This is a genomic window from Allobosea sp. NPDC055332, from assembly GCF_053645455.1.
This window is the reverse complement of the sequence record NZ_JBSHMO010000002.1, coordinates 856,821-872,829: the sequence shown is the minus strand read 5'-3', so window position 1 is coordinate 872,829 and position 16,009 is coordinate 856,821. Positions and strand designations below refer to the sequence as shown.

Annotated in this window: 16 protein-coding genes; 11 read left to right on the top strand and 5 right to left on the bottom strand. The window is 67.1% G+C overall.

What is annotated here, in order from left to right:
* Window positions 1–2: 2 nt before the first annotated feature.
* A complete protein-coding gene (locus ACWIGM_RS12830) occupies window positions 3–593 on the bottom strand; it encodes a hypothetical protein (protein WP_454026313.1) in 591 nt (196 codons plus the stop codon).
* Between ACWIGM_RS12830 and pheS the strand changes: the two genes are divergently transcribed.
* The 3 genes from pheS to pheT are packed head-to-tail and all read left to right on the top strand — an operon-like array spanning window position 583 to window position 5,295.
* Entirely contained in the window at window positions 583–1,665 is a 1,083-nt protein-coding gene (gene pheS / locus ACWIGM_RS12825; protein WP_454026312.1) for a phenylalanine--tRNA ligase subunit alpha, read from the top strand. The genes ACWIGM_RS12830 and pheS overlap by 11 nt on opposite strands.
* Before the next feature lie 22 nt (window positions 1,666–1,687).
* On the top strand, window positions 1,688–2,875 hold the full coding sequence (locus ACWIGM_RS12820) for a glycosyltransferase (RefSeq protein WP_454026311.1): 1,188 nt from the start codon (window positions 1,688–1,690) through the stop codon (window positions 2,873–2,875).
* Window positions 2,872–5,295 (top strand): phenylalanine--tRNA ligase subunit beta, encoded by a 2,424-nt coding sequence (gene pheT / locus ACWIGM_RS12815; protein WP_454026310.1) that lies wholly within the window; start codon window positions 2,872–2,874, stop codon window positions 5,293–5,295. Before ACWIGM_RS12820 ends, pheT begins: the two co-directional genes overlap by 4 nt.
* Window positions 5,296–5,298: 3 nt before the next feature.
* Here the strand turns inward: pheT and ACWIGM_RS12810 are convergent, their stop codons facing one another.
* A complete protein-coding gene (locus ACWIGM_RS12810; RefSeq protein WP_454026309.1) occupies window positions 5,299–5,877 on the bottom strand; it encodes a hypothetical protein in 579 nt (192 codons plus the stop codon).
* A 124-nt stretch (window positions 5,878–6,001) separates the two neighbouring features.
* Here ACWIGM_RS12810 and ACWIGM_RS12805 point away from each other — a divergent pair, with 124 nt between their 5' ends.
* The 4 genes from ACWIGM_RS12805 to ACWIGM_RS12790 all read left to right on the top strand — a co-directional run bounded on the left by ACWIGM_RS12805 (window position 6,002) and on the right by ACWIGM_RS12790 (window position 9,520).
* Window positions 6,002–6,904, top strand: coding sequence for an alpha/beta fold hydrolase (locus ACWIGM_RS12805; RefSeq protein ID WP_454026308.1), 903 nt, complete (start codon window positions 6,002–6,004; stop codon window positions 6,902–6,904).
* Window positions 6,901–7,980, top strand: coding sequence for a tartrate dehydrogenase (locus ACWIGM_RS12800; protein WP_454026307.1), 1,080 nt, complete (start codon window positions 6,901–6,903; stop codon window positions 7,978–7,980). The genes ACWIGM_RS12805 and ACWIGM_RS12800 overlap by 4 nt, the downstream gene beginning before the upstream one ends.
* Window positions 7,981–8,052: 72 nt before the next feature.
* Window positions 8,053–8,757, top strand: a complete 705-nt coding sequence (locus ACWIGM_RS12795) for a TerC family protein (RefSeq protein ID WP_454026306.1) — start codon at window positions 8,053–8,055, stop codon at window positions 8,755–8,757.
* A gap of 19 nt (window positions 8,758–8,776) precedes the next feature.
* On the top strand, window positions 8,777–9,520 hold the full coding sequence (locus tag ACWIGM_RS12790; protein WP_454026305.1) for a TerC family protein: 744 nt from the start codon (window positions 8,777–8,779) through the stop codon (window positions 9,518–9,520).
* Between the two features lie 4 nt (window positions 9,521–9,524).
* Here ACWIGM_RS12790 and ACWIGM_RS12785 read toward each other — a convergent pair whose 3' ends face one another.
* Window positions 9,525–10,139 (bottom strand): 4'-phosphopantetheinyl transferase family protein, encoded by a 615-nt coding sequence (locus tag ACWIGM_RS12785; protein ID WP_454026304.1) that lies wholly within the window; start codon window positions 10,137–10,139, stop codon window positions 9,525–9,527.
* Between the two features lie 126 nt (window positions 10,140–10,265).
* Here ACWIGM_RS12785 and ACWIGM_RS12780 point away from each other — a divergent pair, with 126 nt between their 5' ends.
* The 4 genes from ACWIGM_RS12780 (at window position 10,266) to ACWIGM_RS12765 (ending at window position 13,330) form a co-directional block, all read left to right on the top strand.
* The gene (locus ACWIGM_RS12780) at window positions 10,266–10,994 is read left to right on the top strand and encodes an AzlC family ABC transporter permease (RefSeq protein ID WP_454026303.1); all 729 of its coding nucleotides are present in this window, start codon (window positions 10,266–10,268) and stop codon (window positions 10,992–10,994) included.
* On the top strand, window positions 10,981–11,298 hold the full coding sequence (locus ACWIGM_RS12775; protein WP_454026302.1) for an AzlD family protein: 318 nt from the start codon (window positions 10,981–10,983) through the stop codon (window positions 11,296–11,298). Before ACWIGM_RS12780 ends, ACWIGM_RS12775 begins: the two co-directional genes overlap by 14 nt.
* Before the next feature lie 178 nt (window positions 11,299–11,476).
* Window positions 11,477–12,343, top strand: coding sequence for a branched-chain amino acid aminotransferase (locus tag ACWIGM_RS12770; protein WP_454026301.1), 867 nt, complete (start codon window positions 11,477–11,479; stop codon window positions 12,341–12,343).
* Window positions 12,344–12,349: 6 nt separating this feature from the next.
* On the top strand, window positions 12,350–13,330 hold the full coding sequence (locus ACWIGM_RS12765) for an NAD(P)H-dependent flavin oxidoreductase (RefSeq protein ID WP_454026300.1): 981 nt from the start codon (window positions 12,350–12,352) through the stop codon (window positions 13,328–13,330).
* A gap of 1 nt (window position 13,331) precedes the next feature.
* Here ACWIGM_RS12765 and murJ read toward each other — a convergent pair whose 3' ends face one another.
* Both murJ and ACWIGM_RS12755 read right to left on the bottom strand, forming a co-directional pair.
* Entirely contained in the window at window positions 13,332–14,858 is a 1,527-nt protein-coding gene (murJ, locus tag ACWIGM_RS12760) for a murein biosynthesis integral membrane protein MurJ (RefSeq protein ID WP_454026299.1), read from the bottom strand.
* A gap of 85 nt (window positions 14,859–14,943) precedes the next feature.
* On the bottom strand, window positions 14,944–15,978 hold the full coding sequence (locus ACWIGM_RS12755) for a glycosyltransferase family 2 protein (protein WP_454026298.1): 1,035 nt from the start codon (window positions 15,976–15,978) through the stop codon (window positions 14,944–14,946).
* Window positions 15,979–16,009: the final 31 nt, after the last annotated feature.

Sequence of the window (16,009 nt, the reverse complement as noted above, 5' to 3'; positions counted from 1 at the left end):
CCTCAGTTCCCGAACGGCTGGATGCCGTGTTCTTCCTGCGTCATCGTGATGACGCCCTTGTCATCGGCGATGCGGTCGACCAGCAGGTACTTCACGCCGTCGCGTTCCAGCAATTCGCCATCGACCGTGACCTCGTGCGTCGCCAGTTTCGCCACGCGCGGATTGCCGGCGCTGTCCTCGTCGTCGCCGATCTTCAGGATCAGATAGAGATTGCCGCCGGCGTCGCGGATCGCGACGGGGATGCCGCCGAGCGCGCACCAGACGGCACATTGATGATGGGCCGTGCCCTTGGCGAACATCAGCCCGCTGATCGTGCACCAGCTGTCGCTGATCTCACCGGTGATGGTGACGCGCTGGCCGCTCTGCTGGGCCGATGCCGGCAATGCGATAGTGAACAGGCCGGCAAAAGCCGTGGAAAGCAGCACGCGACGCCGAGCTTGAGACAAGATTGTCATCTTTGCACGCGATCCCGGATTTCGGGTGGCATTTCCGTGCTGGCGAGATGCTTTGCCAGCACGATTGCCCCTAGCTTCACCGCCGCCGACACCATAGAAGATGCCTCGCAAACGGACCAGAGCAGGCATGAACGACATCGACACCCTTCGCGATTCCCTGGTCGGGGAGATCGAGGCGGCCGGCGACGAGGCGGCGCTGGAGCAGCTGCGGATCGCGGCGCTGGGCAAGTCCGGCTCGGTTTCGGGCCTGCTGAAGACGCTCGGCACGATGACGCCGGAGGAGCGCAAGGAGCAGGGGCCGCGCATCAACGGCCTGCGCGATGTCGTCCAGCAGGCGCTCGCCACCCGCAAGGACGCGCTCGGCGAGGCGGCGCTGGAAGCGCGGCTGGCGAGCGAGCGGCTCGACATCTCGCTGCCGGTCCGCGAGGGGCCTGAGGCGCGCGGGCGCATCCACCCGATCAGCCAGGTCATCGACGAGATCACTGCGATCTTCGGCGATATGGGCTTCGCGGTCGCAGAAGGCCCCGATGTCGAGACCGACGATCTCAATTTCACCAAGCTGAACTTCCCGGTCGGCCATCCCGCCCGCGAGATGCACGACACCTTCTTCTTCGCGCCGGATTCCAATGGCGAGCGCAAGCTGCTGCGCACCCACACCTCGCCGGTTCAGGTGCGCACGATGATGTCGCAGGAGCCGCCGATCCGGGTGATCTGTCCGGGCCGGACCTACCGCATGGATTCCGACCAGACCCACACGCCGATGTTCCATCAGGTCGAGGGCCTCGTCATCGACAAGAAGACCCATTTCGGCCACATGAAATGGGTGCTGGAGGAGTTCTGCAAGGCGTTCTTCGAGGTCGAGGGCGTCAAGATGCGCTTCCGGCCGTCCTTCTTCCCCTTCACCGAGCCGTCGGCCGAGGTCGACATCCAGTGCTCGCGCAAGGACGGCGAGATCCGCTTCGGCGAGGGCGAGGATTGGCTCGAGATCCTCGGCTGCGGCATGGTCCATCCGAACGTGCTCAGGAATTGCGGGCTCGACCCGGACGTCTACCAGGGCTTCGCCTGGGGCATGGGCATCGACCGCATCGCCATGCTGAAATACGGCATGCCGGACCTGCGGCCCTTCTTCGAGGCCGATATCCGCTGGCTGTCGCATTACGGTTTCCGTCCGCTCGACCTGCCGACCCTGACCGGTGGGCTGACCTCCTAAACCTCACCGCAAGGGGAGACGCATGAACGGCGCGCAATGGGCTGGGCTGATCGCGGCGCTGATGGTCGCCGCCAATCTGCTGTGCTTGGCCGTCGCCTTCGTGCGCCTGCGCCGGAAGCAGGCGCCATCGCGCCTGCAGAGGCTCGCGCCAGCGGTGACGATCGTCCGTCCCGTGCGCGGCATCGAGACCTTCAGCCGGGAGACGCTGACCTCCGGCCTCGAGCTCGACTATCCCCAGTACGAGACGATCTTCTGCGTCGCCGACGGCCATGATCCGATCGTGCCGCTGATCGAGGAGCTGATCGCGACCCATGGCGCCGACCGCGTTCGCCTGATCGTCGGTGACGTCGCCGTCAGCGCCAATCCCAAGCTCAACAACTGCGTCAAGGGCTGGGAGGCGGCGCGCCATGACTGGGTGGTCCTCGCCGATTCCAACGTGCTGATGCCGAAGGACTATATCCAGCGGCTGATGGCCTCCTGGCGCGAGGATACCGGGCTCGTCTGCTCGACGCCGGCCGGCTCGCGGCCAGGTTGTTTCGGCGCCGAGGTCGAGTGCGCCTTCCTAAATACCTTCCAGGCGCGCTGGCAGTACGCCGGCGAGGCGCTCGGCTTCGGCTTCGCCCAAGGCAAGTCGATGCTCTGGAACAAGCCCTTCCTCGACGCCAATGGCGGCATCGCCGCGCTCGCCGCCGAGATCGCCGAGGATGCGGCGGCGACCAAGCTGGTGCGCAAGGCCGGCAAGCATGTCCATCTCGTCGGCCAGCCCTTCGAGCAGCCGCTCGGATCGCGCGCGTTCGGTGAAGTCGTGCAGCGCCAGTTCCGCTGGGCCCGCCTGCGCCGCGTCACCTTCCTGCCCTTCTTCGCGCCGGAGATACTGGTCGGGTCGCTGGTGCCGGCTGTGCTCGCCGCCTTCGCCGCGCCAGCCTTTGGCTTCGCCCCCTGGCAAGGCGTGCTCGCCGTGCTGGCGCTCTGGTATGCCGGCGAGATCGCGCTGGCCAAGGGCGTCGGCTGGTTCGTGAACTGGCGCACGCCGCTGGCCTATCTGGCGCGCGACCTCGTATTCCCCGGCATCTGGGCCTATGCCTTCGTCGCGCGCGAAGTCAGCTGGCGCGGCAATGCCATGAAGATCAAGGCCGATGGCGAGGACGAGCTGAATAAAGCCGTCCCGGCGCTCTCGGCAGTCAATATGCGTAGCGACGGAAGACCATGAAATTCACGCTTTCCTGGCTCAAAGAGCACCTCGACACCACCGACTCGCTCGACACCATCACCGAGACGCTGACCCGCATCGGCCTCGAAATCGAAGGCGTCGAGGACAAGGCCAAGGCGCTCAGCGCCTTCACCATCGCCTATGTCATCGAGGCCAAGCAGCACCCGAATGCCGACCGGCTGCGCGTCTGCATGGTCGACACCGGCTCGGGCGAGCCGGTCCAGGTCGTCTGCGGCGCGCCCAATGCCCGCACCGGCATGAAGAGCGTGTTCTCGCCGCCCGGCACCTATATCCCCGGCAAGGACATCACCCTCGGCAAGGGCGTGATCCGCGGCGTCGAGTCGAACGGCATGCTCTGCTCTGCCGCCGAATTGCAGATCTCCGACGACCATGACGGCATCCTCGATTTGCCTGAGGACGCGCCGCTCGGCCAGTCCTATGCGACCTATGCCGGGCTCGACGATGCCGTGATCGAGATCGCCGTGACGCCAAACCGCGCCGATGCGCTCGGCATCGCCGGCATCGCCCGCGACCTCGCCGCCGCCGGCCTCGGCACGGTCAAGACGCCGCTGGTCCAGCCGGTGCGCGGCGCTTTCCCATGCCCGGTCGATCTCAGGCTCGACTTCGCCGCGGAAGACCGCAATCTCTGCCAGGCCTTTGCGCTGCGGCTGGTGCGCGGCGTCAAGAACGGTCCGTCGCCGGAGTGGCTGCAGGCGCGGCTGCGCGCCATCGGCCTCAGGCCGATCAACGCCCTGGTCGACATCACCAACTTCATGACCTTCGACCGCAACCGACCGCTGCACGTCTTCGACGCGGCCAAGGTCAAGGGTGATCTCGTCGTCCGCCGTGCCAGGGATGGCGAGGAGGTGCTGGCGCTCGACGGCCGGACCTATGCGCTCACGGACGAGATGGTCGTGATCTGCGACGACAACGGCGTCGAATCGATCGCCGGCGTGATGGGCGGCGAGCATTCCGGCTGCGACGAAAACACCACCGACGTGCTGGTCGAGAGCGCGCTCTGGAATACGCTCAACATCGCCCGCACCGGCCGCGCGCTGGGCATCAATTCCGATGCGCGCTATCGCAACGAGCGCGGCATCGATCCGGACTTCACCCGACCCGGCCTCGACATGGCGACGCAGATGATCATGGCGCTCTGCGGCGGCGAGCCCTCCGAGGTCGTCTTCGCCGGTGACCTGCCGGAGAGCCCGGGTGCGATCGATTTCCCCTGGTCCGAGGTCAAGCGCCTGACCGGGCTCGACCTGCCGCTGGTCGAGATGAAGCTGGCCCTGACCTCGCTCGGCTTCCACGTTTCGGGTGCCGGCGAGCGCGTCAAGGTCGCGCCGCCGTCCTGGCGCGCCGATGTCGAGGGCAAGGCCGATCTCGTCGAGGAGATCCTGCGCATCGCCGGCATCGACCGTGTCGATCCGGCGCCGCTGCCGCGCATCAAGGGCGAGGTGATCAAGCCGGTGTTGACCGTGCTGCAGAAGCGCACGCGCCAGGCCAAGCGCCTGCTCGCCAGCCGCGGGCTGGTCGAGGCCGTGACTTGGTCGTTCATCTCGCATGATGCCGCCAAGCTCTTCGGCGGCGGCTCGCGCAAGCTCGTGCTCGCCAACCCGATCGCGGCCGATCTCTCCGACATGCGGCCCTCGCTGCTGCCGGGGCTGATCCGCTCGGCGCAGGCCAATGCCGATCGCGGCTTCGGCGACGTCGCCTTGTTCGAGGTCGGCCAGATCTTTCAGAGTGACGAGCCGGAAGGCCAGCTCATCGCCGCCGCTGGCCTGCGCCGTGGTACGGCCAGGCTGGAAGGCGCCGGCCGCTATTGGGACGGTGCGCTGAAGTCCGTCGACGCTTTCGACGCCAAGGCCGATGTGCTCGGCCTGCTCTCCGGGCTCGGCGTGCCGGTTGGCGGCCTGCAGATCGTCGCCGGCGGTCCGGCCTGGGCCCATCCTGGCCGCTCGGCCACGCTCCAGTTCGGCCCCAAGGGTGTGATCGGCGCTTTCGGCGAGGTTCACCCGCGCGTGCTCAAGGCGCTCGACGTCAAGGGCCCGCTGGTCGCCTTCGAGATCCATCTCGATGCGCTGCCGCTGCCCAAGTACAAGCCGACCAAGGTCAAGCCGAAGCTGGCGCTCTCCGACTTCCAGCCGGTGACGCGCGACTTCGCCTTCATCGTCGACAAGGCGGTGGCGGCCGGCGAGATGGCCAAGAGTGCCCAGAACGCCGACCGCGCGCTGGTCTCGGACGTTGGCGTCTTCGATCTCTATGAGGGCACGGGCGTCGAGCCGGGCAAGAAGTCCGTGGCGCTGGCGGTAACCTTGCAGCCGACGCAGAAGACGCTGACCGATGCCGAGATCGAGGCCGTTGCGGCCAGGATCGTCGCCGAGATGGCCAAGCGCTACGGCGCGGTGCTGCGCGGCTAGGACTCAGGCCGGGGCTGCCGTCAGCGGCAGCCAGACTTCGTCTTCCGGGCGTTCGTCCGATGGTCCCCAGCTGTAGCGGCCATCGGCCCGGTAGGCGAAGACGTCACCGGACTCGCGATAGACGAGCCATTGCTCGTCTTCGCCATCGTCATAAGGTGAAGCTTCCAGCAATCCGCCGAGATCGAAAGTGAAGGTCGATCTGCCCCGATGCGGCTCGACTGTCACCGCAAGAAGGCGCTGGCCGTCCAGTTCGGCGGCCGCTGCTGCAATGTCGGCGTCGGCAGAATCGGAACGTGCGATCTCCACGCCGTTCGCAAGGCATCGCCAGTTACAGCAGTAGATCCAGAGATGCCACTCGCCACGCGGCGTGACCCTTCGCCGAGCCAACAATGCTCCTGTCCTAGGACTTGCCCCTGCGCCGGTGTCGATTGGCTCTCTGATCTGGAGTGAAGGTTCTCCAAACTCGAAAGTCAGCATCGAGCCTTGCCCTTTTCGAACGTTCCAGGCCGGCCGGCCGATGAGAGGAGCAAAGGCACGCTTGACCGGGTCGCTTTCGTCCAATCCAGTGGGAGGCACGGTCATTCGCTGCAGCTCTGCCTTCGTTGGCGTCCGCTCCCGTTATTGACCAGAATTATGAAATAATCGACGCGCGAAATCGGTTGAAAATACGGGTATCGGCTCCGATTGTTGCAATCCGAGAGGCCTGATGTCGCTGACCGAGCTCCCAGTCGAGGACGATCTGTTCCCCGGTTTCCGGCTGCTCGACGTTGCGACGTCAGGTGCACGCATTCGCGTCCGCACTGGCGGGGAGGGGCCACCGCTGCTTCTGCTCCACGGCTATCCGCAGACGCACATCATGTGGCGGCGCGTGGCTCCGCAGCTGGCGCAGCGCTTCACCCTGGTTTGCCCGGACCTGCGCGGCTACGGCGATTCCGAAAAGCCGCCGAGCGCGGCCGATCACGCGCCCTATGCCAAGCGCGCCATGGCGCAGGACATGGCCGAGGTCATGAGCGCGCTCGGCCATGACCGCTTCTTCGTCGGCTCGCATGACCGCGGTGCCCGTGTCGGACACCGGCTGGCGCTCGATCACAGCGAGCGGGTGCTGAAGCTGGCGACGCTCGACATCGCGCCGACGCGCGAAATGTATCGCGACACCACCGACGCCTTCGCCCGCGCCTATTGGCACTGGTTCTTCCTGATCCAGCCGGCGCCGATGCCCGAGCGCATGATCGGCGCCGATCCGGAGTTCTATTGGACGAGCCGGCGCGCCTCGGACATGAAGCTGTTCGAGCCCGCGGCGCTGAACGAGTATCTCCGCTGTTTCCGCGATCCGGCGATGATCCATGCCAGCTGCGAGGATTATCGCGCCGCGGCGACGATCGACATCGCCCATGACGATGCCGATGACGGCAGGAAGGTCGCTTGCCCGCTGCTGGCGCTGTGGGGCGATCGCGGTGCCGTCGGAAAATGCTTCGACGTGCTCGGGCTCTGGCGCGAGCGCGCGGAAAACGTCCAAGGCCGGGCCCTGCCGGGCGGGCATTATCTGGCGGAGGAGATCCCCGATCTCGTCGTCGCCGAATTCTCGGCCTTCTTCGGAGAGAACATATGAGCCGCACCAATCGCGTCTACCGCATCGCCGCCATCGCCGGTGACGGCATCGGCAAGGAGGTCATGCCCGAGGGCCTGCGCGTGCTCGAGGCGGCCGCGAAGAAATACGGCTTCGAACTCCAGCTCGACGAGTTCGATTTCTCCTCCTGCGACTACTACGCCAAGCACGGCAAGATGCTGCCGGACGACTGGAAGGAGAAGATCGGCGGCCATGACGCGATCTTCTTCGGCGCCGTCGGCATGCCGGCCCAGGTGCCGGATCACATCTCGCTCTGGGGTTCGCTGCTGCTGTTCCGCCGCGAGTTCGACCAGTACGTCAACCTGCGCCCCGTGCGGCTGATGCCGGGCGTGCCCGGCCCGCTCGTCGGCCGCAAGCCAGGCGACATCGACTTCTTCGTCGTGCGCGAGAACACCGAGGGCGAGTACTCCTCGGTCGGCGGGCGCATGTATGGCGGCACCGAGCGCGAGATCGTCATCCAGGAGACGGTGATGAGCCGCGTCGGCGTCGACCGCGTTCTCAAATACGCCTTCGAGCTGGCCCAGCGCCGGCCGCGCAAGAAGCTGACCTCGGCGACCAAGTCGAACGGCATCTCGATCACCATGCCGTACTGGGACGAGCGGGTGAAGGAGATGGCGAAGAACTATCCCGACGTCGCGGTCGACCAGTACCATATCGACATCCTGACCGCGCATTTCGTGCTCAACCCCGACCGTTTCGACGTGGTCGTCGCCTCGAACCTGTTCGGCGACATCCTCTCGGACCTCGGTCCGGCCTGCACCGGCACGATCGGCATCGCACCGTCGGGGAACATCAACCCGACCGGCGAATTCCCGTCCCTGTTCGAGCCGGTGCACGGCTCCGCCCCGGACATCGCCGGGCAGGGCATCGCCAACCCCGTCGGCCAGATCTGGTCGGGGGCGATGATGCTCGATCATCTCGGCGAGCACGAAGCGGCCAAGGCGATCGAGGCCGCGATCGAGCGCACGCTCGGCGATGCCCACACCCGCACGCGCGATCTCGGCGGTAGCCTAAAGACTGAGGCGGCCGGCAAGGCGATCGAGCAGGCGCTGGGTTGACGACGACGCTGGTGCTGACCACAAGCAGTGGTCGGCGCCGAAAAGACGTAAGACTAAAGGAGGGGGAACAAGGTGCCCGATCTGACGTTTTCGCTGCTCGACCCGACGCTGTGGGGCAAGCTCTTCGAGATCATCGCGCTCAATATCGTCTTGTCGGGTGACAATGCGGTGGTGATCGCGCTCGCCTGCCGGGCCTTGGCGCCCGAGCAGCGCGCCAAAGGCATCGCGCTGGGCGCAGGCGTCGCCGTGCTGCTGCGCGTCGTCTTCACCGTGCTGATCGCCTCCCTCCTCAACATGCCGTTCCTGCACATCGTCGGCGCGATCCTGCTGGTCTGGATCGCGGTCAAGCTGATCATCGAGGACGGCGAGAGCGACGAGAACGCTGTCGCCGCCAGCAGCAAGCTCTGGAAGGCGGTGCAGACCGTCGCCATCGCCGACATCGTCATGAGCCTCGACAACGTGCTTGCCATTGCGGCCGTCGCCAAGGATTCGATCCCGCTGCTGGTCGGCGGCCTGATCATCTCGATTCCGCTGATCGTGCTCGGCGCCTCGCTGATCACCTCGCTCCTGACCCGCTTCCCGATCCTGGTCTGGGCTGGCGCCGGCCTGCTCGGCTGGGTCGCGGGCGAGATGTTCGAAAGCGATCCCTGGCTGATCGGCAAGCTCGGCGAGACGCTCGCCCACCAACTGGAATACCCCGCTGCCATTCTGGGGGCCGTGCTCGTGCTCGGTCTCGGCTATTTCCTCAAGCAACGCCGGCCAGATCCGGCCCTCTAAGACAGGGACTGACCGACCTATGGATTTCGCATCTTCCGCTTTCTGGACGTCATTGCTCCAGATCATCTGGATCGACCTGCTGCTCTCCGGCGACAACGCGGTCGTCATCGCGCTCGCGGTGCGCTCGCTGCCGGAGAAGCAGCGCAAGGTCGGCATCTGGCTCGGTGCCGGTGCTGCGGTGGGTCTTCGCATCATCTTCGCGGTGGTGGTCACCTACCTGCTCGCCGTCCCCTTCCTGAAGGTCGTCGGTGCGCTGCTGCTGTTCTGGATCGCGATCAAGCTCGCCAAGGGCGAGGAAGAGGCGCATGGCGAGATCGAGGCCAGCGACAATCTCTGGAAGGCGGTGCGCACCATCGCCATCGCCGACGCGGTGATGAGCCTCGACAACGTGCTCGCCATCGCCGCCGCGGCGCGCGGCCATTTCGAGCTCTTCATCTTCGGCCTGCTGCTGACGATTCCGCTGATCATCTTCGGCGCCCGCATGCTCTCGACCGTCCTCGAGCGCTTCCCGATCCTGATCTGGCTCGGTGCGGCCCTGCTCGGCTGGATCGCCGGCGAGATGCTGCTGAGCGACATGGCGGTGCTGCAATGGCTGCAGGCGAACATGCCGAACTGGGTCGTCAGCGTCCCGACCTCCGAGGTCAACCCGATCGGTCTGCTGCCAGCCAAGATGCCGTTCTATACGGCGGCGATCCTCGGCGCGCTGGTCGTCGTCGTCGCCGGCTATCTCCTGAAGAAGAAGCCGGTCGACCAGCCGGGCTGAAAAGTCAGGCCCGATCGAGAGCAATGAATGCGGCGGCCATGGTTTCATGGCCGCCGTTTTTCGTGAGCCGGACGAAGCCGCTGGCGCGGCGGCCATTGTCCTCATCGCTGACGGCGAAGCCCTCGGCGCCGTCGAGTTGCACCGAGAAGCTCTCGGGCGCGCGGGCGAAGCCGATGCCGAGCGCTTTCACATAGGCCTCCTTGGCGCTCCAGAGCTGGGCGAAGGCGAGAGGCCGGGCAGGGGCGGGCAGGCTCTCGAGCCAGCGGCGCTCGTCGGGATGGAGCACAGCGAGCGGCGGCTCGCCTGCGGTGGCGACCTGCTCGACATCGATCCCGACCGGACCATGCCCCAGGGCGACGGCGACGAGCCCCGACCGTGTTGCAAGCGAGAGGTGCAGCCCGGAGCCGTGCGGTGACATGATCAGCGGCCGGCCCGCCGGCTCATGCCCGATCTCGACAGCATCCTCGTCTAGGCTGAACTGGCGCGCCAGCAGCTTGCGTGCCAGCGATCGCCGCAACTCGGAGCGCTCCGGCAGGTTTGCTGGTCGTGCCTGTGTCGCGATCAGCCACGCCGCGGGCAGGGCAGGCGCGGTCTGATCGATGGAGGAAAGCCAGAGCATCCCGCGATTCTAGTGCAGCCTGCGCCAGTGCGGAAGGAGACGGCTTGGCCCGCCCTGCGTCACGCTCATGGAGGCCCGCAGCTTGCAAGGCGTTGACGCATCATGGGGAAACCGGTTCGAGGAGACATGCCTTCCGAAGCGAAATCCGAACCGCAAGCCGCGGCCCGACTGACCCTCGCCGGCATGCTCCTCGGCCTGCGCCGTGTCTCCGTGCTGATGCCGGGCGTCATCGTTTTCGCCGTCGCCTTCGGCGCCGCTGCGTCGGCCAAGGGCCTCAGCCTGCTCGAGGCCGTGCTGATGAGCGCGCTGGTCTATGCCGGCGTCTCGCAGCTCGTGGCGATGGAGCTCTGGCGGCCGGAATGGAGCTGGGGTGCGATCGTCGCGCTCGCCGTCGTCACGGCCACGGTGAACGCCCGCATGGTGCTGCAGGGCGCCTCGCTGCAGCCCTGGTTCACGCGCTATCCCAGGCTGGTCAACGCGGTGCATCTGTTCTTCTTCACGGATGCGAACTGGCTGATCGGCACGCGCTACCATGGCGAAGGCGGGCGCGATCTCAGCGTGCTGGTCGGCGCAGGACTTGCGCTCTGGCTGGTCTGGGTGGCGGCGACCGTGCCGGGCTATCTGCTCGGGGCGCTGGTGTCCGATCCGCGCCAATACGGCATCGATCTCGTCATGCCGATCTTCTTCGCGGCGATGATCGTGCCGCTCTGGCGTGGGAAGCGGGCGGCGCTGCCCTGGATCGTCGCGGGCATCGTCGCGCTGATCACCACGCGCCTTGTCGACGGCTACGCCTTCATCATCGTCGGTGCGCTCTCCGGCGCCCTTGCAGGGGCTTTCCTCGATGATGCTGCCTGAGCCTGGAAGCTGGGGGGCCTATCTCGCCATCGCCGCCATGGCGCTGGCGACCTATCTCTGTCGCATCTCCGGCGTCGTGCTGATGGGCTTTGTCCCGCTGACGCCGCGGGTCCGGCGCGGTCTTGCCGCCCTGCCGGGCTCGATCGTGGTCGCGACCGTCCTGCCGCTGATCGAGCGGCTCGGCTTCGCCGCCGGGCTCGCCCTGCTGGCGGCGGTCGCCAGCATGGTGATCCGGCGCAGCGAATTGCTCGCCTTGCTGGTCGGCATGGTGGTGGTCGCGCTGATGCGCGCCGCCGGCTTCTGAGGGCAGGGCGGGATCGCACAGGCCCCGTCGCGGATTTTCAACCTGATGCCGTGATCCATCACCGGCTACGATCGCACCCATCACAGCAATCGTTCGCCGGCATGCGGCCGGCATGTTGACGCCGCCTTGCCTGCGGCAGACGGTGCCGGGCAGCAACCCTGACTGATCGGAGCGCATGATGGCCTGGTATTCGCAGACATGGACCTGGTTCGACGGAGAGTGGCGCGAGGGTAACCCCGGCATCATGGGCCCGCGCACCCACGCCGCCTGGCAGGCCTCCCAAGTCTTCGATGGCGCCCGCCATTTCGACGGCGTCTCGCCCGATCTCGACCGGCATGCCGCCCGCGTGAACCGCTCCGCTCTGGCGCTCGGCCTGAAGCCGACCATGTCGGCCGAGGAGATCGTCGCCAAGGCCGCCGAAGGCGTGAAGAAGTTCAGCAGCGGCGCCGCGCTCTACATAAAGCCGATGTACTGGGCCGAGGCCGACGGTCCGTCGACCATCATCGGCGATCCCGAGTCGACGCAGTTCGCGCTCTGCCTGTTCGAGGCGGCGATGGGTGATCCCGGCAAGGGCTTCTCGGTGACCAAGGGCGCCTATCGCCGCCCGACCCTGGAGAACGCGCCGACCGACGCCAAGGCCGGCTGCCTCTATCCCAACAACGCCCGCGTCCTGCGCGAGGCCAAGGGCAGGGGCTTCGACAATGCGCTGGTGCTCGACATGCTTGGCAATGTCGCCGAGACCGGCACCTCCAACATCTTCCTCGCCAAGGACGGCGTGGTGAAGACGCCGGCCCCGAACGGCACCTTCCTGAACGGCATCACCCGCCAGCGCACCATCGGCCTCTTGCGCCAGGCCGGCGTCACCGTCGAGGAGACGACGCTGCGCTATGAGGATTTCGAGCAGTCCGACGAGATCTTCTCGACCGGCAACTACTCGAAGGTGATCCCGATCTACAAGATCGACGATCGCGAGCTCCAGCCCGGCCCGATGTTCCGCAAGGCCCGCGAACTCTATATGGACTTCGCCCACAGCAAGGGCGCCTGAGGCCAGATGGCCCGGCTCGCCACCCGCCTGACCGAGCGCCTCGGGATCGAGCATCCGATCCTCTCGGCGCCGATGGCTCTGGCGGGCGGCGGAGCGCTCGCCGCCGCCGTGACCCGCGCCGGTGGGCTCGGCCTGATCGGCGGTGGCTATGGCGACACTGGTTGGCTCACGACGCAATATGCCGCTGCCGGCAATACCCGTACCGGCTGCGGCTTCATCACCTGGTCGCTGGCGAAGCAACCGCATCTGCTCGGTGAAGTGCTGGCCCGCCAGCCAGCGGCTCTGATGCTCTCCTTCGGCGATCCCATGCCCTTCGCAGGCGAGATCGCTGCGGCCGGCGTGCCGCTGATCTGCCAGTGCCAGAATCTCGGTCATGTCCGCACCGCGCTGGAGGCGGGCGCCGCGATCATCGTGGCGCAGGGCGCCGAGGCAGGTGGGCATGGCCATGCACGCGGCACGCTTCCCCTTGTGCCGGAGGTCGCCGACCTTTTGGCGCGTGAAAGCCCGGACACCTTGCTGCTCGCCGCCGGCGGCGTCGCCGACGGGCGCGGCCTTGCCGCGGCGCTGATGCTGGGCGCCGACGGCGTCCTGGTCGGCACCCGCTTCTGGGCGAGCCGCGAGGCGCTGGTGCATCCGAACCATCATGCCGTGGCGGTCGCGGCGACCGGCGACCAGACGGTGCGCTCGGCGCTTCCCGACATCGCCCGCCGGCTCGACTGGCCGCGGCCCTTCGACATCCGCGTCAGCGACAATGCCTTCATCGCCAGATGGCGTGGCCGCGAGGCCGAGCTGCGCGCCGCGATCGAGGATGAGGCGCCAGCCTATCGCGAGGCTTTCATGGCCGGCGATCCGGACAGGGCGGCAGTGGTCTTCGGCGAGGCGGCAGGTCTGATCTCGGATATCCCGTCCGCCGGCGAGGTCGTCGCGCGCATGGTCGATGAGGCGGCTGATCGCCTGCGGGCTGGTGCCAGGCTGGTCGCAGGCTGAACTAGCGCAGCAGTCGCCAGAGTCCGGCTGACCTCAGCCCGCCGAGCGCGACCGCGCCATAGATGCAGCCGGCAGCGAGGCTGAGGATGGCGAGTGCGATCAGACGCGGCTCGTAGGGGAACCGGATCAGCAAGCCGTAGAGTGGCTCGGCCAGCAAGCGCGCGATCAGCGCGGCGAAGCCGGCGGCGACACCGACGATCACGATCAGCAGCGGCAGGCCGCGGTCGGGATTGGTCCAGCCGCGTTTCAGCGCGAGGCCATAGAGCGCGCCGAGATTGATCCAGGCACCGACGGCGGTGGCGAAGGCGAGGCCGGGCGCGCCATGGCTCTTCCAGAGCAAGAGCTTCAGCCCGACATTGGCGGCGATGGCGGCGAGCGAGACCAGCATCGGCGTGGTCGTGTCGCCCCGCGCCTGGAAGCTCGAGACCTGGGCCCGGATGAGCACGATCGCCGGCAGGCCGATCGCATATGCGAACAGCACTGCGCCGGCGGCTTGGGTCGCCGCTTCGTCGAAACGGCCGCGTTCGAACAGCGCCCCGACGATCAGTTCCGGGATGGCGAGGAAGGCGGCGGCGAAAGGCGCGGCTGCGACCAGGGTCAGCGCGATCGCGCGATTCTGCGCCGCCTCCGCTTTGGCCTCGCTGCCGGTAGCGATGGCGCGGCTCATCGTCGGCAGCAGCACCGTGCCGACGCCGATCGCGATCACGCCGAGTGGCAGCTGATAGAGCCTCTCGGCATAGTAGAGTGCCGAGTAAGCGCCGGCCGGCAGGAGCGAGGCGATGATCGTGTCGGCGAAGAGGGCGATCTGTACGCCAGCCGAGCCTATCACCGCCGGCCCGAACGCCTTGAGGAAGCTCTTCACCTCGCCATCGAGACGCGGCCGTGTCAGCGCAGCCGAGACGCCCGCCTGCCGTGCCGCGATCCAGAGCAGCAACCATTCCAGCACGCCGGCGACGGCGACGCCCCAGGCGGCGGCATGGGCCGCGCTCGGGAACAGGAAGGCGATGAAGAGCGCCCCGATCAGGCAGACATTCAGGAGAATGGGCGCCGCAGCAGCGGCGGCGAAGCGGTCGACCGCGTTGAGATTGGCCGAGAGCAGCGTTACCAGGGTGACGAAGAGCAGATAGGGGAAGGTGATCCGGGTCAGCGTGACCGCGAGGTCGAAGCGAGCGGGATCGTTGACGAAGCCGGGCGCCAGCAGCCGCACCAGTTCCGGCATGAAGGGGATGGCGAGTCCCAGCAAGACGAGCTGGACGATCAAGTTGAGCGAGAAGACGCGGTTCGAGAACTGCGCCGCAGCCGCCTCGCCCGACTGCTCGCGAATGCGGCTATAGGCCGGGATATAAGCCTGGTTGAAGGCGCCTTCGCCGAAGACGGCGCGGAAATGATTGGGCAGGCGCAGCGCCACCGAGAAGGCGTCCATCAGCCCGCTGGCACCGAGCGCGGCCGCGAGCACGATGTCGCGGAGGAAGCCGGACAGTCGCGAGAGCAGCGTGAAGCCGCTGACGGAGAGGATCTTTCTCAGCATCGCGCCACTCGGGGCCGCCGGGGTCGGCAGGCCACTTGCATCTAGCCGCATAGCTGCGTCGCGGGAGATGGTCCAGCTGTAGCGGCTACCCGATCCCGGGCGGCAGCACATCGCCGCGCGGCGGGACGCCGTCGTGCTTGTCGAGGCCGATGCGCTCGCCGACCAGGTAGAGCGGCCGGCGTTTCACCTCGGCGAAGATGCGCCCGACATATTCGCCGATCATCCCGAGCGAGATCAGCTGGATCCCGGAAAAGAACATGATCGAGACGATCAGCGACGGGAAGCCGGGCAGGTCGGTGCCGAAGAGCAGTGTGCGGACCAGGAAGTAGAGGCCGGTCAGTGTGGCGATGATGGCGATGACGACGCCGAGCCAGGTCGCGATCTTCAGCGGCACGGTCGAGAAGGAGGAGAGTCCGTCGAAGGCGAAGCTGAACAGCCTGCTGAAGCGGAACTTACTTTCGCCATGGGCGCGGTCGGCCACCGCGAAGGGCACGCCGGTTGCCCGGAAGCCAACCCAGGCATAGAGGCCCTTTGAGAAGCGTGCCCGCTCGGGCAGTGCCCGCAGAGCCTCCACGACCCGGCGGTCGAGCAGGCGGAAGTCGCCGGCCCCTTCCGGCAGCTCGGTCTCGCCGAAGCTGGCGAAGAGCTTGTAGAAGGCCTTGGCGAAATTGCGTTTCAGCGGGCTCTCGCCTTCGCGGTCGGTGCGCTGGCCGTAGACGTTGAGGAAGCCCTCGCGCCATTTCGCCAGGAAAGTGGGGATCACCTCCGGTGGGTGCTGCAGATCGGCATCCATGATCACCACGGCGTCGCCATTGGCATGGTCGAGCCCGGCGGCGATCGCGACCTCTTTGCCGAAATTGCGGCTGAAGGAGATGGCGTTGATCCGGCTGTCCTGCGCATGCAGGGCGCGCAGCGCCGCCAGCGTCCCGTCGCGGCTGCCGTCGTCGACGCAGATGATCTCCCACGAGGCGACATGGGCGTCGAGGATCGGTTCGAGCCGGGCGACCAGCGGCGCGAGATTGTCCGCCTCGTTGTAGACCGGCACGACGATCGAGAGTTCCGGCCGCGGAGCGGGCGCCGGCGTCGTGGTGGAAGCGGAGCTGGGCGCAATCGCGGACAAGACTTTCAGGACCTCTTCGGCTCGGCTAGGG